At 44.1% G+C, this 22,173-nt stretch carries 18 protein-coding genes and 1 tRNA gene; 11 read left to right on the forward strand and 8 right to left on the reverse strand.

The annotated features are described in order from the left end of the window. The first annotated feature begins 537 nt into the window (after positions 1-537). The 7 genes from A3GI_RS0105820 to rsxA are packed head-to-tail and all read left to right on the forward strand — an operon-like array spanning position 538 to position 6,043. The gene (locus A3GI_RS0105820; protein WP_018360533.1) at positions 538-960 is read left to right on the forward strand and encodes a SoxR reducing system RseC family protein; all 423 of its coding nucleotides are present in this window, start codon (positions 538-540) and stop codon (positions 958-960) included. 20 nt (positions 961-980) lie between these two features. Beyond that, positions 981-1,913 (forward strand): Fe-S cluster domain-containing protein, encoded by a 933-nt coding sequence (locus A3GI_RS10710; protein WP_018360534.1) that lies wholly within the window; start codon positions 981-983, stop codon positions 1,911-1,913. Between the two features lie 5 nt (positions 1,914-1,918). Next, the gene (rsxC, locus tag A3GI_RS0105830; protein WP_018360535.1) at positions 1,919-3,250 is read left to right on the forward strand and encodes an electron transport complex subunit RsxC; all 1,332 of its coding nucleotides are present in this window, start codon (positions 1,919-1,921) and stop codon (positions 3,248-3,250) included. A 5-nt stretch (positions 3,251-3,255) separates the two neighbouring features. Beyond that, the gene (locus A3GI_RS0105835; protein ID WP_018360536.1) at positions 3,256-4,239 is read left to right on the forward strand and encodes an RnfABCDGE type electron transport complex subunit D; all 984 of its coding nucleotides are present in this window, start codon (positions 3,256-3,258) and stop codon (positions 4,237-4,239) included. Beyond that, on the forward strand, positions 4,239-4,850 hold the full coding sequence (locus tag A3GI_RS0105840; RefSeq protein WP_025079416.1) for an RnfABCDGE type electron transport complex subunit G: 612 nt from the start codon (positions 4,239-4,241) through the stop codon (positions 4,848-4,850). Before A3GI_RS0105835 ends, A3GI_RS0105840 begins: the two co-directional genes overlap by 1 nt. Then, the gene (locus A3GI_RS0105845) at positions 4,850-5,443 is read left to right on the forward strand and encodes an RnfABCDGE type electron transport complex subunit E (RefSeq protein ID WP_018360538.1); all 594 of its coding nucleotides are present in this window, start codon (positions 4,850-4,852) and stop codon (positions 5,441-5,443) included. The genes A3GI_RS0105840 and A3GI_RS0105845 overlap by 1 nt, the downstream gene beginning before the upstream one ends. Before the next feature lie 21 nt (positions 5,444-5,464). After that, on the forward strand, positions 5,465-6,043 hold the full coding sequence (gene rsxA / locus A3GI_RS0105850) for an electron transport complex subunit RsxA (RefSeq protein WP_018360539.1): 579 nt from the start codon (positions 5,465-5,467) through the stop codon (positions 6,041-6,043). 160 nt (positions 6,044-6,203) lie between these two features. Here rsxA and A3GI_RS0105855 read toward each other — a convergent pair whose 3' ends face one another. Beyond that, positions 6,204-6,842, reverse strand: coding sequence for a metal ABC transporter ATP-binding protein (locus tag A3GI_RS0105855; protein WP_235304056.1), 639 nt, complete (start codon positions 6,840-6,842; stop codon positions 6,204-6,206). Beyond that, positions 6,839-7,702: a metal ABC transporter solute-binding protein, Zn/Mn family gene (locus A3GI_RS0105860; RefSeq protein ID WP_018360541.1), complete on the reverse strand. Its 864-nt coding sequence runs from the start codon at positions 7,700-7,702 to the stop codon at positions 6,839-6,841. Before A3GI_RS0105860 ends, A3GI_RS0105855 begins: the two co-directional genes overlap by 4 nt. 254 nt (positions 7,703-7,956) lie before the next feature. Between A3GI_RS0105860 and A3GI_RS0105870 the strand changes: the two genes are divergently transcribed. Beyond that, a complete protein-coding gene (locus tag A3GI_RS0105870; RefSeq protein WP_018360542.1) occupies positions 7,957-9,129 on the forward strand; it encodes a hypothetical protein in 1,173 nt (390 codons plus the stop codon). Here A3GI_RS0105870 and A3GI_RS10715 read toward each other — a convergent pair. From A3GI_RS10715 to nhaA, 6 genes are all read right to left on the reverse strand, one after another. Beyond that, positions 9,126-10,379, reverse strand: a complete 1,254-nt coding sequence (locus A3GI_RS10715; protein WP_018360543.1) for a CapA family protein — start codon at positions 10,377-10,379, stop codon at positions 9,126-9,128. The genes A3GI_RS0105870 and A3GI_RS10715 overlap by 4 nt on opposite strands. Before the next feature lie 267 nt (positions 10,380-10,646). After that, positions 10,647-10,722, reverse strand: a tRNA-His gene (locus A3GI_RS0105885). A 207-nt stretch (positions 10,723-10,929) separates the two neighbouring features. Then, complete coding sequence (gene gdhA, locus A3GI_RS0105890) at positions 10,930-12,267, reverse strand: NADP-specific glutamate dehydrogenase (protein ID WP_018360544.1); 1,338 nt, start codon at positions 12,265-12,267, stop codon at positions 10,930-10,932. A gap of 108 nt (positions 12,268-12,375) precedes the next feature. Beyond that, positions 12,376-13,599 carry an FtsX-like permease family protein gene (locus tag A3GI_RS0105895; protein WP_018360545.1) on the reverse strand — a complete coding sequence of 408 codons (1,224 nt, stop codon included), beginning with the start codon at positions 13,597-13,599 and terminating at the stop codon, positions 12,376-12,378. A 22-nt stretch (positions 13,600-13,621) separates the two neighbouring features. Next, complete coding sequence (gene rbfA, locus A3GI_RS0105900; RefSeq protein WP_018360546.1) at positions 13,622-13,957, reverse strand: 30S ribosome-binding factor RbfA; 336 nt, start codon at positions 13,955-13,957, stop codon at positions 13,622-13,624. Between the two features lie 136 nt (positions 13,958-14,093). Next, positions 14,094-15,488: a Na+/H+ antiporter NhaA gene (nhaA, locus tag A3GI_RS0105905; RefSeq protein WP_018360547.1), complete on the reverse strand. Its 1,395-nt coding sequence runs from the start codon at positions 15,486-15,488 to the stop codon at positions 14,094-14,096. A 1,000-nt stretch (positions 15,489-16,488) separates the two neighbouring features. Between nhaA and A3GI_RS0105915 the strand changes: the two genes are divergently transcribed. The 3 genes from A3GI_RS0105915 to topA all read left to right on the forward strand — a co-directional run bounded on the left by A3GI_RS0105915 (position 16,489) and on the right by topA (position 22,173). Beyond that, on the forward strand, positions 16,489-19,023 hold the full coding sequence (locus A3GI_RS0105915; RefSeq protein WP_018360549.1) for an outer membrane beta-barrel family protein: 2,535 nt from the start codon (positions 16,489-16,491) through the stop codon (positions 19,021-19,023). Between the two features lie 227 nt (positions 19,024-19,250). Then, entirely contained in the window at positions 19,251-19,505 is a 255-nt protein-coding gene (locus A3GI_RS0105920; protein WP_018360550.1) for a type B 50S ribosomal protein L31, read from the forward strand. Positions 19,506-19,788: 283 nt separating this feature from the next. Then, positions 19,789-22,173, forward strand: a complete 2,385-nt coding sequence (gene topA / locus A3GI_RS0105925) for a type I DNA topoisomerase (protein WP_018360551.1) — start codon at positions 19,789-19,791, stop codon at positions 22,171-22,173.

The following is a 22,173-nucleotide window of genomic DNA, read 5'->3' on the forward strand; positions in this document are numbered from 1 at the left end:
AAAAACAGAAGTAAAAACGGAGAACTCTTTTTTTAAGAAAGGATATTCTTATTGTTTGTATGATGCTCTGAATCATTTACTTATGGCTCCTTTGGAATTCTTGCCTGACAATTGAAAATTCTTCAGGCAATGGATAAAAATCCGTAGCGCTACCGATTTTCAACGAAGTTAACTTGGATTTTTTTTCTTGTTAACTTCGTTTTTGAGCTATCAGGCAGCGGTCTGTTTTTTGAGGAAAAGATGATAAATCTTTCGATTTCCTTTTGCTTTATTTTTTGTGTCTGATCATAGCAGGCTGTAAAGATTGTTCTCTGCTGAGCGAACATATTTTGTGTTATAAAGGAAAACCTCTTTTCTTTGCCTGCTTTTGGCTCTTGATCCGATGTAAGTAAATAGATAAAATTATGTACTTTTGTAGTCAATTGAACGTGATACTGTTTTTGGCCTTAGTATAATATCGATAAAATCACTTATGTGCGGTCGAAATAGGCTTGCTGTTGGCAGCCGGGTGTCTCATCAATAAAACTAAACGATTAGATGAAGCAGGAATTGTTGAGTGTGGGTAAAGTTAGCCGTGTTGTCGACGGCGTGGTTAGCGTACTTGTGGAGCAACGGAGTGCGTGTGCCGGTTGCCATGCTGCGGGTTTCTGCTCGAGTGCCGATTGCAAAGAGCGTATTTTGGATATAAATACGCCCTCCGGTGATTTTAAACCCGGCGATATGGTCAATATCTACGCAGTGCCGTCTATGGGGCGGAAAGCAGTGCTTTTATCTTTCGTTATTCCCATACTCCTGTTGTTGATTACTGTTTTTGTCTGCACGCTTTTCTTTCGGCTCAACGATGGGATTTCTGCTTTGATGTCTTTGGTTTCTGTGACTGTTTATTATTTGTTGCTTCGGTTGGCAGAACCCAGGTTACGTAATACCATGCGCTATTCAATAGAGAAAATAAATGCATAATTAAATATAGAGTGTGAACTATGCTAACTACGATTATTGTACTGGCCATTATCGGTGCCTTAGGCTCCGTCCTGCTCTACTTTATTTCGAAGAAATTCGAGGTTAAGGAAGATCCTCGTATCGGTGAAATATCGGCCGTATTGCCTCAGGCAAACTGTGGCGGTTGCGGTTTTCCCGGTTGCTCTGCTTTTGCCAAAGCCTGTGCAGAGAGTGAAGATTTGAGTGGATTGCGCTGTCCTGTGGGCGGTAATCCTGTAATGGATCAGATTGCTACGATTATGGGTGTAGCTGCGGGCGGTGCAGACCCGATGATTGCAGTGGTACGCTGCAACGGCAACTGCGAAGCCAGACCCAAAACAAATATTTACAACGGAGCTGTAAGTTGTGCTATTGCTTCTACTTTATTCAAAGGTGAAAGCGATTGCAGTTTCGGGTGCCTCGGTTTGGGCGACTGTGTCAAAGCTTGTGATTTCGATGCTATTCACATCAACAGAGAAACGATGCTGCCGGAGGTGCTGGAAGACAAATGCGTAGCTTGTGGTGCGTGTGTGAAAGCTTGTCCCAAGAGCATTATCGAGCTTCGCAAGAAAGGGCCTAAAAATCGTCGCGTATTTGTTTCTTGTGTAAACAAGGACAAAGGAGGTGTGGCCAAGAAGGCTTGTGCCAACGCATGTATCGGTTGCAGTCTCTGTTTGAAACAGTGTAATTTCGAGGCTATTACCATTGAAAATAACCTTTCTTACATCGATCACACGAAGTGCCGTTTGTGCCGTAAGTGTGTGGAGGTTTGTCCTACGCATGCTATTCATGAAGAGAATTTTCCTCCTCGCAAACCAAAACCCGAAACACCGGCAGAAGGTGGTGTTCCCGCACCGGCCAAACCGGAAGCCGCAGTGACTGCCAATGGCACCACAACGCCGGAGAATACGAATACTAACTCAAAAGAGGCATAAGTAATATGTTAAACACATTTCGACTCGGGGGTATTCATCCACCCGAAAATAAAATCTCGGCAGGCAGGCCTATCGTAGATTTGCCTCTGCCAAAGACTGCCACAGTGCCTCTGGGGCAACATATCGGAGCACCTGCAGTAGCTTGTGTGGCCAAAGGCGATAAAGTTAAAGTCGGCACCCTGATTGCCAAAGCGGGAGGTTTCGTTTCTGCTAATATTCACAGCCCGGTATCGGGTACGGTTGCAAAACTGGATACCATCTACGATGCCAGCGGTTATAAAAAACCTTGCGTGGTGATTGCCGTCGAAGGCGACGAGTGGGAACCATCCATTGACCGCAGCCCGGAGCTTGTTCGGGAAATCTCTTTGGATGCCAAAGAAATCGTTGCCCGTATCACCGATTGCGGTATTGTGGGTATGGGAGGAGCAACATTTCCTACCCATGTCAAGCTGTCTATCCCGGCTGGTAATAAAGCCGAGATGCTTATTATCAATGCAGTGGAATGCGAGCCCTATTTGACAGCCGATGAAGCACTGATGATGGCCAAGGGCGAGGAAATTATGGTCGGCGTGCAAATCCTGATGAAGGCTTTGGGTGTGACCAAAACGGTAATCGGCATTGAGAACAATAAGCCTGAGGCTATCAAACATATGACAGCTTTAGCGGCCTCTTATTCCGGAGTAGAGGTAATGCCTTTGAAGGTAAAATATCCGCAGGGGGGTGAGAAGCAGCTCATCGATGCTGTGATGAAACGGCAGGTTAAGAGCGGTGCCCTTCCTATTTCCGAAGGAGCTGTGGTGCAAAACGTGGGAACGGTATTTGCCGTGTATGAAGCCGTTCAGAAAAACAAGCCTCTATTCGAACGTATCTGTACCGTTACAGGTAAGAAACTGGCAAATGCTGCAAACTATCGTATTCGTATCGGTGCTCCCATTGCTCAGATTATCGAAGCTGCAGGGGGGATGCCGGAAGATACGGGCAAGGTTATCGGCGGAGGCCCGATGATGGGTAAAGCTTTGGTTTCAACGGATGTGCCGCTGACCAAAGGTTCCAGCGGCGTATTGCTGATAACGAAAGAAGAGGCTACACGCAAGCCCATGCAAAACTGTATACGTTGTGCCAAGTGTGTGAATGTATGCCCCATGGGGCTTAACCCGGCGTTTCTGATGCGCGATGTGGTGTACAAGGACTGGGAGACTGCAGAGAAAAACTATGTGGTGGACTGTATCGAGTGCGGTTCATGCAGCTTTACTTGTCCTGCAAATCGCCCATTGTTAGACTATATCCGCCAGGGTAAACAAACGGTAATGGGTATTATCCGTTCAAGAAAGAAATAAGCCTTATGGAAAACAAACTGATTATATCTCCTTCGCCGCACGTACATAGCGGCGACTCCATTAGCAAGAATATGTATGCGGTGCTCGTAGCACTTATTCCGGCCTATGCTGTTTCATTGATACAGTTCGGTCTGGGTGCTGCTGTGGTCATGCTTATCAGTGTGCTTGTGTGCATATTGGTGGAGTATCTGATTACCCGTTTTATGCTTAATCGCCCGGCTACCATTGCCGATGGTTCTGCTATCCTGACCGGTGTGTTGCTGGCCATGAACCTGCCTTCCAATCTACCCTGGTGGATTGTGGTTATCGGTGCTGTGATGGCTATCGGCCTCGGTAAGATGGTTTTTGGCGGTCTCGGGGGAAATATTTTTAACCCTGCTCTGGTGGGTCGTGTGTTCCTTTTGATTTCTTTCCCGGCTCAGATGACCATGTGGCCTGCACCCCAGCAGTTGGGCTCTTATATGGATGCTGCCACGGGAGCTACGCCGCTCGGCCTGATGAAAGGTATTATCCACGGTGCGCCGGGTGCAAGCTGGGATCAAATGCCTTCGGTTTTGAATATGTTCCTGGGGGTTCATGGCGGTTCTCTGGGTGAAATCAGTGCCGCAGCTCTTCTTTTGGGGCTTGTCTATTTGCTGTGGAAGAAGGTCATCACATGGCATATTCCGGTTTCCATATTGGGTACGGTGTTTGTGTTTGGGGGATTGATGTATTTGATAAATCCCGCACTTTATCCTTCACCCTGGTTCCATCTTTGTACCGGCGGTTTGATGTTGGGTGCCGTTTTCATGGCCACCGATTATGTAACCTCGCCGATGTCTAAGAGCGGCCAATTGATATACGGATGTTTTATCGGTCTGATTACAGTGTTGATTCGTCTTTTCGGAGCATATCCGGAGGGTGTTTCATTTGCTATCCTGATTATGAACGCTTTTACTCCGTTGATTAACAATTACTTTAAACCTAAACATTTCGGAGGCACCAAGTAATGAAAAAGCTCGCATCAACTCTTCCAAATATGTTGCTTTCGCTTACGGGTATCTGTATCCTTGTAGCAGCTGTCCTCGGCGGAATGCATCAATTGACAGCCAAGCCTATTGCAGAGGCGAAGACGAATGCCAAAATCAGTGCTATCAAGGCTGTTACTCCTGCTTTTGACAATAATCCTTCGGAAGCGCGCATGTCCGTTCTTTTAGAGGGAGAAGCAGATTCTGTTTACCTCTATCCGGCGACCAAAGACGGAGCTCCTGTCGGTTATGCCGTTGAAACTTATACGAACAATGGCTTTAGCGGCCGTTTTACCGTTATGGTCGGATTCGATGCCGAGGGCAAGGTGGTGGATTACACTATACTCCAGCATGCCGAGACTCCCGGTTTGGGTTCTAAGATGCAGGAATGGTTTCATCAGCCTTCTAAAACCGGAAATATTCAAGACCTTCGCGGTGTGAATATGAAAGAAGAAAAAGCTCTTTCTGTTTCCAAGGATGGCGGCAGACTGGATGCCATCACGGCCGCAACGATTAGCAGTCGCGGTTTTGCCGATGCCATCAATCGCGCATATAACGCATTTCTTAAAGTACAGGAAGGAGGGAATGAATAATGAATCCAATTAAAATTATTAAAAACGGAATTATTACCGAGAACCCTACTTTTGTATTGTTGCTTGGTATGTGTCCTACGTTGGCTACCACTTCGTCGGCTATTAACGGAATGAGCATGGGACTGGCTACGATGTTCGTGCTTATCTGCTCCAATACCGTAATCTCCCTGATTAAAAAGCTGGTTCCGGATCAGGTTCGTATTCCTGCTTACATTGTGGTGATTGCCGGTTTCGTAACGGTGCTCGAAATGATTATGCAAGCCTATGTTCCCGCTTTATATAAAAGTTTGGGTTTGTTTATTCCTTTGATTGTGGTAAACTGTATCGTGCTGGGACGTGCCGAATCTGTAGCCGCCAAGAAAGATGTTTTGCACTCTGTTTTCGATGGAGTCGGTATCGGATTTGGTTTTACCCTGTCTTTAACTCTTTTGGGTTTTGTGCGTGAATTATTAGGTACGGGCAAATTCTTCGGAGTTACTCTTTATCCCGAGAATTATGGCTCTCTAATCTTTATTCTGGCTCCCGGTGCTTTCTTGGTTTTGGGGTTGCTGTTAGGATTGGTTACGGCTATTGGCAACAAACAGAAAGCTTAACATTAAAACAGGAAAACAGTTATGTATTATCTGATAATATTTATTTCGGCGGTTTTTGTAAATAACGTCGTTCTGGCACAATTTTTGGGAATATGTCCTTTCCTTGGCGTATCCAAGAAAGTCGATACTTCTATGGGTATGGGTGCTGCCGTTACATTTGTAATGGCTATTGCCACTATCGTAACCTTTTTGATACAGAAGTATGTTCTGGACCCCAATAATTTGGGTTATTTGCAAACGATAGCCTTCATTCTGGTTATTGCTGCTTTGGTGCAGATGGTGGAGATTATTCTGAAAAAAGTTTCTCCCTCGCTATATCAGGCTTTGGGTGTATTCTTACCTTTGATTACCACGAACTGTGCCGTATTGGGAGTGGCTATTCTGGTTATTCAAAAAGATTTCAATTTCTTGCAGAGTCTCGTGTATGCCGTTTCGACAGCCATCGGATTTACTTTGGCAATGGTGGTGTTTGCCGGTATTCGCGAGCAGCTGGCCAAGACCTCTTTGCCTAAAGCCATGCAAGGTATACCTGCTGCCATGATTTGTGCCGGCATCTTGGCTATGGCATTTATGGGCTTCAGCGGTATTGTGCGTTTGTAATCGAATCCTTTTAGAGGATAAAATAAAGTCCGGCCGGTTAAGTGATGAGAGCTTAGCCGACCGGATTTGTTTATGATTGAACAGACAAATTCCGATTCATTGTTCGAAAAGGAAGCAGAGTAACTTCCTGTACTAAAGAGTTGTAGAAAGAGAGGAGCTGTTATTCTCCTATGGCGATATTTCTCCAGTTGAAGAGATTGGTTTCTTGCGGATAGTCGTGTGTAACCAAAAGAATCGTTGTCCCTTCGGGTGCAAGTTTATGTAGTAACTGCTGAAAGAGAACTCTTGATTTCTGATCTAAATAGCTCATGGGTTCATCCAGTACGAGCAATTCGGGAGAAGCTGCCAGAGCACGTGCTAATAAAGCTCTTTGAAGCTGTCCGCCACTTAGCTTCCCGATTGCACGATCGGCCAGTGCACGCATTTCAATCACGTCGAGCAATTCTTCTACGCGAGCCTTGCGTTCTTTTCTATTCCCTTTTGTTAACCCCGAATCTATGACCTCACTGAGTGAGATTGGAAAAGAGCGGTCTTGCGTATTGATTTGTGGCAGATAGCCTGTGCTTAAACTGTCAGTCGGTTTGCCTCCGCAATCAAAATATTGTAGCGAACCTCCACAAAGAGGGATTAGTTCGAGCACCGTTTTCAGAAATGTACTTTTTCCGCCTCCGTTGGGTCCGGTTATCAGAATATGTTCACCGCGTTGTACGGTTAGATTGACAGGGCCAAGAACGATCTGTTTGCCATAACCTAAGAAAGCTTCATTAAGTTTAAGTATAGGGTGGGGAAGATTCATCATTTATGTTGTGCCAGAGCTTTTGAGATGGATAGAATTTGTTCCTGCCAATTAGCGGAAAGCGGTTCTATTTTTACGATCTCTGCGCCGATTTCTTTAGCCACGCTCATTGCCAGCTCGGTATTGAATTCTTTTTGGATGAACACCACTTTAACGTTTAACGATTTCGCTTCGTCGACAATTCTTTTTAAGTCTTCGGGTGTTGGCTCTTTACCGTTTTGTTCTATTGTCAGTTGTTTGAAACCGAATTCCCGAGCAAAACCGGTCAGTGAGGGGTGATATATTACAAAGGCTTTGTTCGTTACTTCTTTCAATGTTTCATTCACTTTGTTTCTGACGCTGTTTATGCTTTCTGACAGCCTTTGCATCCCTTGTTCATAAACCGATTCATTTTCGGGGTCTATCGTACACAGAGCCGACAGCATATTTTCAGCCAGCAGATAGATACCGTCGGGGCTCGTCCATACATGCGGGTCGCATTCGTCATGACGGTGATGCTCTCCTTCGTGATGGTGATGGGGAGGTGTCAACCTGAATATCCGGATGCGATTGTTCAATTTCCCGATACGTTCGGACCATGCCGTTTCGAAACCGAGATCGCCTACATAGAAATAGGCATTGCAGTCTGATAGTTTGCGCATCTCTTGTGGTGTGGGGTCGTATATTTCCGGATTCTTTCCTTCCGGCACAATTGTCCAGATATTCACCAATGTATCTGCAAGGATTTGTAGAAGCTCCTGCTGAGGTGTGATGCTGACAGCAATCGTTAGTTTATCGGTGTTTCCCTTTGTTTTGTGTTCGCACGATGTGCCTACAATGCTTATAATAAGAATACAGAAAAGAGAACGTAAAATTTTATTCATAAGAAATCTTTAACGAGAGATTATTTACAAAGTTATAAAAACCTTGCAGGCTTACATTAAATCGATAATTAAAATGAACAGTTTATTAATTTATTTCATCTACACTTTTTCTGTGTGACGTGTACTGTTTATAACCTATTGATATTTCACAATGCTAGAAAATACCGGTGTAAGAAGTGTTTTTTAAGCGTGGTTGTCTGAACTGATTGTAAGAAGTTGGTGTTAATAGTATATAAAGAATGTAATATATAGTAATGGATCGTACTCCTCATATAAATCCTTTGTTAAGTTCCAATCCGCTGAGCGGATTATTACCGGTGATGTTGTTGTTGACTTTACCGGTGATCTTTTCTCTATCTGTTTCGATTATTGTTTCGTTAGCCGTATGGCTGTCTGGTCTGTTGTGGTTTGTTATACGCCGTAAGTCATTATCCTCCATGCCGACTATGATAACGTCTTCCTTTGTCCTGCCGCTGTCTTGCCTGTTGTTTGTCGGTATTCAGGGAGCTGTTGTTCATCCTTTGTATTTTCAGGGGCTTATTTTGGCCCTTTGTGTGCTAATCTCGGCAGCACAGAGTTTTTTGCGCAGAGAGAACCGCATGCCGGGAATGAGTATATCCGATTTTTCCAAAGAGATGCTTCACAAGCGGTTGGTGATGGTGGAGCACGAACGCATCTGCAAACGTTTGCGATTATTTGCCATTGTAGCTTTTGCCGGTATTTTGGCTATTTATTTGCGGTATGGCAGATACGAAGCCCCGCCTGTGCAATTTCTGCTGACATCGGTAGTGGCCGGAGTAATGTGGTTGAGTTATATTATTGAGGTTGTAAGCCTTAGTATGGTAAAGTCGAAACTTCAAAAGGAAGAGTGGCTTCCTTTGGTCGATAACAGCGGTAATCCTGTGGGACGTGTACCGAGATCCGATCTGGACGATATAGGCTCCATGATTCAATCTGCACAGTTGCCTATGGTAAGGCTCGTTGCTCTGTGTAATGATATGATATTTCTTGAACATCGTGAGCTTTGCGATCTGTGTGACAGCGATTGTATCGATACTCCTTTTACCGATTGGATAAAAGGCAATGGATGTGCCGATGAGGTTGCCCAGGCATTGATCGATGAACGGTTTTGCGGAGTGAAGCGATCCTGTCCCCGCCATTTGGTTACTTACAATGTCGAGCGTGGTAAGGTTTCCTGTCAGGTGCATCTTTATGCCGTGCAGGTGGCCGAGCCTGATTTGTTGACGATGTGCTGCAATCCGTCTGAAAGCAAGTGGTGGCCTGTGGATCAGGTTATGGAGATGCTTAAAGGACAAACGTTCAGCGAACTTCTGAAGAACGAGATGCCATATCTCAAGCATACGATTGTTTTGGCCGAGCGTATCCGTAAACGCCGGCAGGAAAGAAGAAATCCGTCTTATGCCTAATTTTTTATAACCTCCTGCAAGTCGACCGGATGTAAAGGAGGAATGATTACGAACGTATTCGTCGCTTTTTCTGTCAGATGGATATTTTGGTATCTTTTTTGAAAATTCGAGAAAGCTGTATAGTCATGAAGTGGTAAATCTTTTGGCGGATTGTCGTTTAATTTTATGGGAAATAATTTATAATGGGCTTTGCCCGTGTTGTCTTCTTTATTTACCCATACATACTGATAGGATGGCTCTGTGCGTATCGGTGCTTTTTTGTAAGGACGAACGAGCCGGAGCTTGAGCATTAGGCCACCGCGTGAGGGGGTGTCTTTCTGATTGCTGATGAAGTTCCCTAAGGAGTAAAGTACGAATGTTTGTTTTCTGTTATGTACATTTGCAGGTATGATTTCCGAGCGTTGTACCACGTGCGGATGCGAACCGATTACGGCATCCACTCCGATATCATGCAGAAATTGAGCTGTTTCTATCTGTGCTCTGCCTGGCTCTGTTGCATATTCTATTCCCCAGTGTATCATCGTTAAAATATAGTCAGCTCCCATATTTTGTGCTTTTTTCACCTCCTTGCGTATAACGGCAGTATCTATCAATGCTACTTCTGCAGGAGGAGGAACTGCTATCCCGTTTGTTCCGTATGTATAGGCAAGAATGGCTATTTTGATACCGTTACCCGGTAATATCAGCGGAGCGCGGTTTTCTCTATCTGTTTTGTCAAGGAACGTTCCTGTGGTGAAGACCTTCTGTTTCGTCAATTCTTCAATGGTTCTCCTTATTCCTTTCCGGTAGGTGTCGGCAGCGTGATTGTTGGCTGTAGTCAATACATCGAATCCGGCTTTTACAAGAGCGTTTACAAGTTCGTCCGGACTGCTGAACTGGGGGTAACCTTTATAAGGCTTGCCACCTAATGTCGTCTCAAGATTTCCGATAGCGATGTCGGCTTTATTGATGATCGGAGAGACCAGACTGAAGCATTCGTCGAAAGAGTACGTGCTATCTTCCCGTAGAGCTGCTTTGATTTGCGGTCCATGTGTCATAATGTCTCCTGCAATGAGCAGTTCCAGCACTTCTTCTGATGAATGCTTTGTTGCATGCGGAAGTTTCTCAAATAACAGCTCTTTTAATGCTGGTAGAGCCAGGCTGTCGGAGGTATGAAAAGAAAAAGGATACACATTTTGTGCGATAGTCGGGAAACTCCATATCGGAGCCAGAAATAAAAAGAGAGTCTGAAGATATTTATTTCTGTGCATAACGGGGCGGTGTTTTAGGGTAGTGTAAATTTTATGCCGACTTCTTCGGTAGAGTTTCAAAACACAGTTGTTTTGACGTATACCAAGATAAAATAAAAATACGATTTGTCATCATGCTCAAATTACCACGTTGCTTGCGACATTCGGCTTCGTACGCGTAATTCAGTACGATCCCTTGAGCCTCAGTCTTTGTGCCTTGTACTTTACGCATTCTGACAAACCTAAAAGGGGCTGCGTCAAAATTCATTTTTGACACAGCCCCTTCGGTGGGGTGGAAGACGGGGTTCGAACCCGCGACACCTGGAACCACAATCCAGTGCTCTGCCAACTGAGCTACAACCACCATATATATTCTCTCTTTGAGAACGCTGCAAAGATAGTAAACTTTTTGTTAATCCAATATATCCGTACTGTTTCTATTGAAAAATCTTGTTGTTTCCCGTTTTCATGAAATACTTTATTGGGGATTTCTTTTTGTAAAACAGGGATAAGAACAAAAAACCTCCGTGAAAAACTCCACGGAGGTTTAATTTATTTAAGGTGAAGAGGATTAGATAACTCCTTGAGCCACCATTGCTTTCGCTACTTTCATGAAGCCTGCAATGTTTGCACCCTTAACGTAATTGATATAGTTGCCTTCACGACCGTATTCTACGCATTGCTCGTGGATATCGCGCATGATGGTGTGGAGACGTTCGTCAACTTCTTCGTTGCTCCAAGACAAGTGAATAGCATTTTGAGACATCTCGAGACCGGAGCAGGAAACACCGCCGGCATTAACAGCTTTACCCGGAGCGAAGATTACTTTTTTCTCAACATAGTATTCGCTGGCTTCGGCCGTACAACCCATGTTTGATGTTTCGGCAACCAGTGTTACACCGTTGGCTACTAACATTTTGGCGTCTTCTTCGTTCATCTCGTTTTGTGTAGCACAAGGCATTGCGAAGTCTACTTTTTGCTCCCAGGGTTTCTTACCTGCAAAGAATTTTGCATTGGGGAACTTCTTAACGTAGTCGGATACAACGTCGTTGCCGCTGTTACGCAAGTCGACCATAGCGTCGAATTTCTCTTGAGTATTGATACCGTCCGGATCGTATACATAGCCGTCAGGGCCTGAAATGGTAACGACCTTCATGCCAAGCTCGGTGGCTTTTTGAGCAACACCCCAGGCAACGTTACCGAAACCGGAGATCGCCAATGTTTTGCCTTTATAATCGATGCCGTTTTCTTTACACATATTTTGTACAAAGTAAACAGCTCCGAAGCCTGTAGATTCAGGACGCAAACGTGAACCGCCGAACTCGAAGCCTTTACCGGTGAACGTACCTGTATGCTCACGAGCGAGTTTCTTGTACATACCGAACATATAGCCTACTTCGCGACCGCCTACGCCGATGTCTCCGGCAGGAATATCCGTGTCAGGACCGATATTGCGCCACAACTCTGTTACGAAGCTTTGGCAGAAACGCATGATTTCGGCTTCGCTACGACCTTTCGGAGAAAAGTCTGCACCACCTTTACCACCGCCCATAGGCAGAGTGGTCAATGCATTTTTGAATGTCTGTTCGAATCCCAAGAATTTCAGGATAGAGAGGTTTACCGTGTGGTGAAAGCGGATACCGCCTTTGTACGGGCCGATGGCGTTGTTGAATTGTACGCGATAACCGATGTTAACATGAATATCGCCTTGGTCATCAACCCAGGGCACACGGAAAGTGAAAATGCGGTCCGGTTCTACCAGACGTTCGATAATGCGGTTTTTCTCAAATTCCGGATGTTGGTTGTAAACGTCTTCAATAGATAGAAGAACTTCTTTCACTGCCTGGAGGAATTCGCTCTCTCCCGGGTGACGAGCCTCGAGGGCTGACAAAATTTCTGTGGATTTCATAGATACTAACTAATTGTATGTTAGCTGATAATTATTTATTAGCGTAACAAATGTAGATAAAGCTTGCGTAATAAACAATTAAAAAGAAGAGTTTTTCCGTTTTTATATTTAACGGTGCCAGTGTCTGCCGAAAAAATGGACGGGGTAGAAGGCCGAGATTAGAGATAATAGGATGATGGTACCTGCGCAGATCAGCATATCCACAGCCTCAATTCTTACCGGGTAAGGAACCGATACCATGCCGATACTGTAGGTGATAATACCGTATTTTTGCTGTATCAGGCAGATGAGTATGCCTAAAAAGATACCTCCTGCAGCGCCCAGCATGCTGATCAGTGTGCCTTCGATAATAAAGATTCGTTTGATCTGCCGGGGTGTGGCTCCCATGGAGGCCATGGTGTCTGCATCCTGTTTTTTTTCGATGAGCAGCATGGAGAGGCTGCTGATGATATTGAAGGCTGCAAGCAACAGGATGAAGATGAGGATGAGAAAGCTCATCCATTTTTCTACGTAAACGAGCCTTTTTATTTCCGGGTGTTGTTCTGTTTGTGTGAGCACTGCAAATTCTTTACCCAGAACCTTTTGCAGTTTTTTTTGTACTTGTTCCGGTCGTTCATTTTCTGCCACTCTGATTTCTATGCTGTTTATTTCGCCGGATTCATAACCCAGCAGGTTTTGCAGGTCTTCGACAGGCATAAAAAGACTGTTGCTTACATCGTAGTTATTGCGATCTCCTTCCAGAGTGGCAGTAATATAACCACAAGTGTGGCGAAAAGCAGACATCGGCGCCAACGGGTTGATCATGCCCAAACGGTTGGGGACGTATATATGTACGGGGTCGGCAAAGTCCACACCCGTATTCAGAAGCAAGGCTAATTCGAATCCGGAGGCCAGCGCTTTCTGTCCGTCAGGGGTTCGTTGGGTCAGGCTTCCTTCTGTTATGGCATTTTTTAGATCTACTACATTGTGCCAGAGGCTGTCGTAGCCTATCAATCCTGTAGCCTGCTCGCCGTATTTCGTGCGTACCAGTCCCTGTGCTGCCAGGCGTTGACTGTATGCAGCTATGCCCGATGTTTTCAGTCCTTCCGGTATGCCCGGGGTGTGAATGGAAAATGTGTTGCCCTCTGCCCGTTCGATGCGCAGATCCGGATCCAGGAGACTGCTCTGCTGCATGATAAGTTCTTCGTATCCGTTAAATATGGAGAGCACGCAGACTAAAGCCATCGAAACGATTCCAACGGCAACGGCAGAAATAGCCGACACGATGTTGACGGCATTCAGTCGTTTATGACTGAAAAGGTAGCGCCATGCTACAAAGAAAGGGAAAGCCATGATAGAAGAAGACGGCCGGAGTTTATTTCTTTAGCAACTCATCGATGTGTTCCAGATAGTCCAGAGAATCGTCGATAAAGAAAGTCAGTTCCGGTAGCCGGCGCAATTGAGTTTTTACACGTGTTCCCAGTTCGTAACGGATTTGTTTCGTACTTGCTTTGATGCTTTTAAGCAGTTCTTCGCTCCTGTCTCCCGGAAAAAGGCTCAGCCTCACGCGGGCTATGCTTAGATCGGGACTTACGCTTACTGATGTTACCGAAACGAGCACACCCGGCATCGCCGACGTTTGCTCTCTGAATATTTCTCCCAGTTCTTTCTGAACCAAACGGTTTATTTTGCTAATTCTCGTAGAATCCATAAGTCTGTTATTTTTTACAAAGGTAAGTTATTTGCAGCCTTTGCGAAAAGGTTACTTCTCTACGCACCTGAGAGGGGCTGAGCCAAAATCCAATTTTGACACAGCCCCTCTCAGCATTCTGCTTGTTACAAAAAAACTATTTTGTTGCTTCCGTTCCTTCGGTTTTGGCTTGTGCCTCCATTTCACGTTTATGTTCCTTTCTTAGGATGAGGTTCAAGATAATATAACCTAAGAAACCCGACACGATCGTTCCGGCAAAGATACCCATCTTGGCCTCGTTAAGCAGATCCATATAGCCTTTGGCACCGTAGGACAGGTTGGCGATGAATAAAGAAACGGTAAATCCGATACCGCCGAAAATGGAAACGCCGAACAGGTTTTTTATGGTCATGCCTGTGGGAGCTTTACAAAATGAAGTCTTGATGCTTAGCCATGTGAACCCGAAGATACCCAATGTCTTTCCTACAAGTAATCCTAAGAAAATAGCCAGAGGCACGTGCAGCAACTGTTCGGCCGTGATACCTCCGAAGGTGACCCCGCTGTTTACAAAAGCAAAAAGAGGTAACACAAAGAAGTTTACAAATGGAGAGAGTTCCGCTTCAATGCTTTGCAGGGGGCTTATGGCTCTTGCACTCCGCAATCTGATGGTATTGATAACTTGTTGCTGATGTTCGGAAAGTACAACGGCTTCGGCTTTTGTTTTCTGTTCCTCTCTCGGCAGCGAGTCAGTAAGTTCTCTTAATACTACGGGGAGTTTCAGAAAGTTTACTTTAGGTTTGGCCGGTATGCACATGGCAAGCAGTACACCGGCAATGGTAGCATGTACCCCGCTTTCGAGGAAAAGAGTCCAAACAATAAAGCCCATCACATAGTAAAACACGTGGTTGTTGGCTCCGGCACGTCCTGCCAGTGTGATGATGGCAAGAATGAGCAGGCTGATGAGTAGAGGCATGAAAGAGAAATGGGATGAGTAGAAAATGGCTATAACGATGATGCCCCCGATATCGTCTACTACGGCCAAAGCCGTTAGGAAGATTTTCAGGCTGTACGGTACCTTCTTGCCCAATGTGCTCAGAACGGCCAAAGCGAATGCGATATCCGTAGCCATCGGTATGGCAGCACCCAAAGAAGCCGGATGGTCATGGGCTATGATATAAAACACGCATACCGGTACGATCATTCCCCCAACGGCTGCTATAACAGGAAGCAAGGCTTTCTTGGGGCTGGAGAGTTCTCCTACCAGAATTTCCTGCTTGATTTCTAACCCTACGAGGAAGAAGAAAACAGCCATTAAAGCATCGTTGACAAACTGCAAAAGGGTCATGTTTTGTCCGTTGTGTTCGAATAGGCTGTAGCCGCCCACACTCAAAACAATCTTTTGGTTTAGGAATTGCTGATAACTTTCATGCCATGCCGAATTAGCCAGCAGTATGGCAAGAATAGCTGCTCCGAACAATAATACGGATCCGTTGGGGCGCAGGTTTGAAAGCCGCCTCAGAGGGAATACACGGTTTTTTGTTTCTGTGTTCATCGTTAAAAAGGGAATTTTTATGTTTTATTTTTATTATCTGTAATCTTATCTCCGGGCATCTCTGTTCGGATGATCTTTTTTCTGAAAATATTTATGGTTTAGAGTGATTGTTACAAAAATAGTAATCCGGTATGATTTTAACAATTTTATGAGCAAAGAGTAAGTGAAGAAAAGGCTTTTTCTCGATAATTGTGACTATGTGTTATCCGTGTACGGAGAAACAAAAGGGATGTCTCCCGACATCCCTTTTGTTGCATTGTTAACCTTAAATCTAATACTATTATGAAAAAACCACGTAACAAATATAATAATGTTTTTTTAATAAGCAATCGTTTTGCTATCCAATTTTTTATTTTTATGTGTGATTGTTTGTTTATTTCCGTTTTTACTGACAAAGTGTTTGGGTGCTTTTCTTCTTTATTCCTTATGGATAATCATAGTTCTGTTTATTTGAAGAGAAGAGAGAAGGCATATAAATGAAATGATATAAAAGATTTTCGTGTGAAAATTTCGATTTTACCGTTTGCCGGTGATACCTTTTATTTAACTGCTTTTTTATCAGTATTTTATATTTTATTAAAAATAGCGTTGGAGAAACTTGAGGTGTACTGAAAAATTTTCTGCCTGATGGTTGAAAACTCTTAGCGCTACGGATTTTCAACGAAGTTAACTTGGATTTTTTTTCTTTGCCTGAAGAATTTTCAACCATCAGGCAGAGAATTTTTGTTTGTTTGGAGAACGATTCTTTTTATAATGGAAAGTTCTGAAAGAGAGCATATTATGTCCGATTCGGGTTTGCTCGGTATTATGGTTGCAAAGAGGTCGTTGACACAATCCTTTTCTTGTTTTTGCTGAAATTGGCTGATATGGGTTATACCCTTTTTCTTTATAATGGGTTGGAGTGAATTTTATTTTGTTTTAATGAATTTATTCTTATCTTTGGTGTACTACTTATGTAGAACGCAGGTAGTCATTGAATTTTATAATATATTAATAAGGTATGAAGAGATTGATATTAGGGGCATTCTTTTTGCTGTCTTCTGTCGGGCATGTGTTGTATGCCCAAAATTCCTCGAAGAACGTGAAGTTAGAAACCAAAGCCACAGGCCATATTGTGGAGTCTGATGGTTCTTCTGTTCCTTTTGCCACGGTGCGAATTAAGCCGTCTTTACAGGATAGCACTCTTTCTTATAACCAGATTACGGATAATGAGGGTATGTTCAGAATTGCTCTGCCGCGGGCGAAGAGCTACAAACTGATTGTGTCGTTTGTCGGAATGAAAACTTTGGAAAAGGAATTTTCTATTCCCGAGGGCTCTTCATCCTTCTCATTGGGCAAGTTGGTTTTGGCAGGCGAGAGTACCGATCTGCAAGGTATAACTGTGAGAAAAGCCCGTCCGTTGGTCAAAATGGATGTGGATAAAATATCTTACAGCATCAAGGAAGATCCGGAGAGTAAAACTTCGGATTTATTGAAGATGCTCAGGAAAGTTCCCCTGGTTACGGTGGACGGGCAGGGCAATATACAGGTAAACGGCTCTTCCGATTTCAAAATATACCTTAATGGTAAGCCGAGCAAAATGATGGATAAGAATGCAAAAGATGTTTTACGCAGTATCCCTGCCAACTCCATCAAGAATGTGGAGGTCATTACTGATCCGGGGGTGAAATTCGATGCAGAAAGCGGAAGCGCCATTTTGAACATCGTTACCGATTCGGGGCAAGGATTGGTGGGCTTTTCGGGTTCTCTAAACGGATCGGTGGATAACAACGGTTCGGTGCACTCCGGCCTTTTTCTCAATGCCAAGAAAGGTAAGTGGGGGCTTTCCGGCAATTATAACCTGGGTAAACAGCGAATGCCCAAGAGTGAGGTGTGGTCTGAAACCAGAACTCCGAATCTGCACAGTATCAATGAGGGGACTAATAAGATGAATAATTATTACCATTTTTTCAATGCTACTCTTACTTTCGAGATAGACTCTTTGAATCTTTTTTCTCTGTCCGGAAATGGTTTGATTTGGGGTAGCAATTCTTCTTCCGGGTCCTTCGAGCGTACATTGATGAATAATACCATTGCATCGTTGTACAGACAAAAGAGTATAGCCGATATGGATGGAGGCAATCTGACTGTAAATGCGGACTTTCAGCATGCTACTTCTACTCCGGGGGAACTTCTGACAATAAGTTATCGGTTCGATCATGCACCGAATAATTCCAAAGACAACTTGATGCGCGAACAGCTGGATCCGGTAAGCGGCAACTTGCTTCCTGATAAATATGCGGAGCAATTTTCAAAGAACGAGGCTTCGATGAATGAGCATACAGCACAGGTGGATTACACAAAGCCGCTCTTCGGAGCCCGTAAGCACAATCTTGAATCCGGAGTCAAATACATTGCCCGCAGGTCTCAGAGCGAACCGTTGTATCGGATCAGATACTCGCCTGATGGGGCATTTGTTCCCGGTTCACTTTACGGGCAGGATAAAAATGCCGGGATTATGAATTACAATCAGGATATCTATGCGGCTTATTTTTCGGTTTCTTCCAAATGGACAGGTAAAATAAGTACGAAAGCCGGGGTACGTTTGGAAGGCGGAAAACTGAGTGTTAAATATAAGGAACGGTCCGAAGCCGATTTTAAGAATTCTTTTTTGGATTGGGTACCTCAGATACGGATCAATTATAACCCATCTTTGTATAATCAGTTTTCTTTGAATTACAACTTCAGAATAAGAAGGCCCGGTGTTACACAGATGAATCCGTACAGAAATCAGCAAAATGCCTATTCGGTGCGGTTCGGTAATCCGGAATTGGAGGCTCAGCGCAATCATAATCTGGGGCTTACCTATAATCGTTTCAGCGGTAAATTTACATTTAACTCTTCTGTGACTTATTCGTTTAGTAATAATGCTATTCAGTCCTATACTTTTACGGATGACAAAGATCCTCAACTGCTACAAACGACTTACGGTAATTTGGGTAAAAGCCGAAGTGTTACTTTTAGTCTTTTCGGGAATTATACACCATGGGCCTGGCTGCGTATTTTCGCTCAGGGCAATACCTCATATAATTATCTCAACAGTGTATCTGTAAAAAGCAGCGACGAGTGGTGGGGGAGTATGGCCTTTTTGAGTACGCAGTTTACCATGCCGAAACAGTGGAACCTCTTTTTGGTCGGCGGCTTTTTCTCCAACGCCGGTTTTCAGCAGAAAAACACCTCGAATTATTTTTCTGCCATGACATTAAGCAAAGGATTGTTTAATGAGAAGCTGAACTTATCCCTGACTTTGAGTGAGCCGTTCAGGTCTAAGGTTACCTATAAATCCGGATCTAAAGGGCAGGGGTTTGAAACGAATTCGCATTTTACCAATTTGAGCGCTCGTTCGATTTATTTTTCCGTACGTTACAGTTTCGGACAAATGAAGCAGCAAATCAAGAAGGTAAGCCGCGGTATCGTTAATGATGACCTGATGAATGGAGGTAATAAACAGGGAGTTCAGGGCGGACAAGGCGGTGGTGTACCAACCGGCAGATAGTTGTATGTATCGGCAAAGTTTCAGTCGTATATTTAGCTGTCGATAAAGTAGAGGATTGGTGTCGGAACGTAATAAGAGTTTGACCTCTGATGCGAAATTGACTGAATATAAGCAACTGATTACTTGCATATTGAAGAATAAACACTAAATTTGCAGTCCATTAACGCTCATTCTTTATCGGTTACCACCAATTTAGGAGATAAAAATAAAGACAAAAACTTACAATAATGAAAAAAGGTATTCATCCCGAGAACTACAGACCGGTAGTATTTAAGGATATGTCTAATGAAGACATTTTTATTACCCGTTCTACTATCGCAACAAAAGAGACCATCGAAATCGATGGTGTAACTTATCCTCTTTGTAAAGTGGAAATTTCGAGCACATCGCATCCTTTCTTTACAGGTAAGGCTAAGCTTGTAGATACGGCCGGCCGTGTGGATAAGTTCATGAACCGTTATGGCGATCGTAAAAAGAAATAATCGGTTCCGGCACAGATATTATACTCTGATATATTGTGGGTCTTATCATTAACGGACCTGAAAAGATTTTGAAATACCCCATGCAGATATGCAATCTGTACGGGGTATTGTCTTTTTTGCTGATATTATTATAATGTATGCGTTACGCTTTTGGCATACAATATAGAAGGGTATTTCAGCCGTTAAATAAAAACTTGAATAGGAACATTATAATAAGATAATTACCTTTGTTCCCCGAAAATCTTTTTTATAATTCTTTCAGTTTAAAGATAACAGGAGTTATATGCAGAAAAACTTGGTCATCGTAGAGTCTCCCGCTAAGGCTAAAACCATCGGCTCTTTTTTGGGAAAAGATTATAAGGTTTTATCCAGTTACGGTCATATCAGAGATCTTAAGAAACATAATCTCGGTATCGATCTTGCCAATAGTTTTGAACCCGAGTATGAAGTGCCTGAGGATAAGCAGAAAGTCGTTAATGAACTGAAAAAAGCTGCAGCGGGTGCAGAAACAGTCTGGCTGGCATCCGATGAAGACCGGGAGGGAGAGGCTATTGCATGGCATCTTTATGAAGTACTTGGGCTTACGAAAGAAGCTACACGAAGAATTGTTTTTCACGAAATAACGAAGACGGCCATTGAAAATGCCGTTCGGAATCCGAGAGAGATAGATTTCAATTTGGTTGATGCCCAGCAGGCCCGGAGAGTGTTGGACCGTATTGTGGGTTTTGAACTTTCTCCCGTTTTGTGGCGACGTATCAAGCCCAGTTTATCTGCAGGACGAGTACAGTCCGTGGCCGTTCGGCTTATTGTGGAGCGCGAGCGTGAGATACAGAATTTCAAAGCCGAAATTTGGTACAAGGTGGCTGCTGTTTTTATTACGCCAAAGGGAGAAGAGCTGAAAGCCGAGCTTTCTACGCGATTTGAAAAAGAGGAAGAGGCTTACCGGTTTTTACAGAGTTGTATTGCGGAAGAGTCGTTCCGAATATCTGCCGTAGAGAAAAAACCGGGCAAAAGATCTCCGGCTCCTCCTTTTACAACAAGTACGTTGCAACAGGAAGCTGCCAGAAAACTGGGTTACTCGGTTTCGCAAACCATGCGTATAGCGCAATCGCTTTATGAAGAAGGGCATATAACTTATATGCGTACGGACTCGGTCAATTTATCCTCTCTGGCGATGAATACGATTAAATCCGTTATTGTCGATACCTGGGGCGAAAGTTATCACCAGCCCAGAAATTTCAAGACCAAAAGCAAAGGTGCCCAGGAAGCACACGAGGCCATCAGACCTACTTACGCAGATCGGGAAGAAATCGAAGGTACGGCACAACAGAAAAAACTGTATGATTTGATACGTAAGCGTGCCATTGCTTCACAGATGACCGACGCAAAATTGGAGCGTACAACCATCGAGATAGAGCATGGCAGGAATCAACCGAATTTTCAGGCACACGGAGAGGTTGTTCTGTTTCCCGGATTTTTGGGCGTTTATCTGGAAAGTAATGATGATGAAGAGCAGCCCGTAGTGCTTGGTGATGCACAGATTCTTCCTTCGGTACATTCGGGAGATGAATTGATGCTTGTTCAGGCCACAGCTACTGAACGCTTCACCCAAAGGCCGTCGAGATATTCCGAGGCCACGCTGGTACGCAAGATGGAAGAGCTCGGTATTGGAAGACCTTCTACTTATGCACCTACCATTCAGACGATTCAGAACCGGGAGTATGTAGAGCGTGCCGACAAGCCGGCCGAGAAGAGAAACTATGTGGAAATGACGCTGAAAAACGGAAGCATAGATACCCGGACCCTTACGGAATCGTATGGAGCAGAGCGCAGCAAACTTTTCCCTACGGATATAGGTGTGGTGGTTAATGATTTCCTTATAGAAAGCTTTCCGAATATTGTTAACTATAACTTTACCGCCAAGGTTGAAGAACAGTTTGATAAAGTTGCTGCCGGAAAACAGGATTGGCAAAAACTGATAGATCGTTTTTATAAGGATTTCCATCCGCAGGTCGAAGATGCGTCAGAGCTCGATCCGTCGCATCGTGTGGGTGAGCGGATATTGGGAAAAGACCCGCAGGGGCGTGTGGTGTCTGTTCGTATCGGCCGCTATGGCCCTATGGCTCAGGTGGGTAATGGGGATGATACCGAAAAACCCCGTTTTGCAAAACTCCTTCCGGAGCAATCCATTACTTCCATTACACTTCAAGATGCATTGAAGCTGTTCGATTTGCCCCGTACTCCGGGTGAATATCAGGGTCATCCGGTACAGATAGCAAGTGGTCGTTTCGGACCTTATGTGCGTTATAAGAATAAGTTCGTGAGCATACCGCAAAGTCTGGATCCTTTACAAATTACCCTGGACGAGGCTGTCGAACTGATTAAGATGAAGGAAGAGGCCGAGAAGAAAAGTTTGCTGAAATCTTTCTCGGAAGAACCTGAGCTGGAGATAAGAACAGGACGATTCGGCGCCTACATCAAGTATAAGGGAAGCAATTATAAGATACCTAAGGAGGTTGAAGATGCCGCCTCTCTTTCTTTGGAGCAGTGTCGTCAAATTATATCTGATACACCGGAGAAAAAAAACAAATCTGCCGGTAAAAAGACAGCAAAGAAAACATCCGGAAAAGCTGCTTCCAAAAAGAAGACAGCAGCAAATAAAGCATAG

This window comes from Porphyromonas macacae DSM 20710 = JCM 13914 (assembly GCF_000379945.1).
Taxonomy (GTDB): Bacteria; Bacteroidota; Bacteroidia; order Bacteroidales; family Porphyromonadaceae; genus Porphyromonas; species Porphyromonas macacae.

What these genes read in the sequence shown, in the direction of transcription:
- A3GI_RS0105820 (WP_018360533.1), top strand. Translation starts at nt 538, where the DNA reads ATGAAGCAGGAATTGTTGAGTGTGGGTAAAGTTAGCCGTGTTGTCGAC.
- A3GI_RS10710 (WP_018360534.1), top strand. Translation starts at nt 981, where the DNA reads ATGCTAACTACGATTATTGTACTGGCCATTATCGGTGCCTTAGGCTCC.
- rsxC (WP_018360535.1), top strand. Translation starts at nt 1,919, where the DNA reads ATGTTAAACACATTTCGACTCGGGGGTATTCATCCACCCGAAAATAAA.
- A3GI_RS0105835 (WP_018360536.1), top strand. Translation starts at nt 3,256, where the DNA reads ATGGAAAACAAACTGATTATATCTCCTTCGCCGCACGTACATAGCGGC.
- A3GI_RS0105840 (WP_025079416.1), top strand. Translation starts at nt 4,239, where the DNA reads ATGAAAAAGCTCGCATCAACTCTTCCAAATATGTTGCTTTCGCTTACG.
- A3GI_RS0105845 (WP_018360538.1), top strand. Translation starts at nt 4,850, where the DNA reads ATGAATCCAATTAAAATTATTAAAAACGGAATTATTACCGAGAACCCT.
- rsxA (WP_018360539.1), top strand. Translation starts at nt 5,465, where the DNA reads ATGTATTATCTGATAATATTTATTTCGGCGGTTTTTGTAAATAACGTC.
- A3GI_RS0105855 (WP_235304056.1), bottom strand. Translation starts at nt 6,842, where the DNA reads ATGATGAATCTTCCCCACCCTATACTTAAACTTAATGAAGCTTTCTTA.
- A3GI_RS0105860 (WP_018360541.1), bottom strand. Translation starts at nt 7,702, where the DNA reads ATGAATAAAATTTTACGTTCTCTTTTCTGTATTCTTATTATAAGCATT.
- A3GI_RS0105870 (WP_018360542.1), top strand. Translation starts at nt 7,957, where the DNA reads ATGGATCGTACTCCTCATATAAATCCTTTGTTAAGTTCCAATCCGCTG.
- A3GI_RS10715 (WP_018360543.1), bottom strand. Translation starts at nt 10,379, where the DNA reads ATGCACAGAAATAAATATCTTCAGACTCTCTTTTTATTTCTGGCTCCG.
- gdhA (WP_018360544.1), bottom strand. Translation starts at nt 12,267, where the DNA reads ATGAAATCCACAGAAATTTTGTCAGCCCTCGAGGCTCGTCACCCGGGA.
- A3GI_RS0105895 (WP_018360545.1), bottom strand. Translation starts at nt 13,599, where the DNA reads ATGGCTTTCCCTTTCTTTGTAGCATGGCGCTACCTTTTCAGTCATAAA.
- rbfA (WP_018360546.1), bottom strand. Translation starts at nt 13,957, where the DNA reads ATGGATTCTACGAGAATTAGCAAAATAAACCGTTTGGTTCAGAAAGAA.
- nhaA (WP_018360547.1), bottom strand. Translation starts at nt 15,488, where the DNA reads ATGAACACAGAAACAAAAAACCGTGTATTCCCTCTGAGGCGGCTTTCA.
- A3GI_RS0105915 (WP_018360549.1), top strand. Translation starts at nt 16,489, where the DNA reads ATGAAGAGATTGATATTAGGGGCATTCTTTTTGCTGTCTTCTGTCGGG.
- A3GI_RS0105920 (WP_018360550.1), top strand. Translation starts at nt 19,251, where the DNA reads ATGAAAAAAGGTATTCATCCCGAGAACTACAGACCGGTAGTATTTAAG.
- topA (WP_018360551.1), top strand. Translation starts at nt 19,789, where the DNA reads ATGCAGAAAAACTTGGTCATCGTAGAGTCTCCCGCTAAGGCTAAAACC.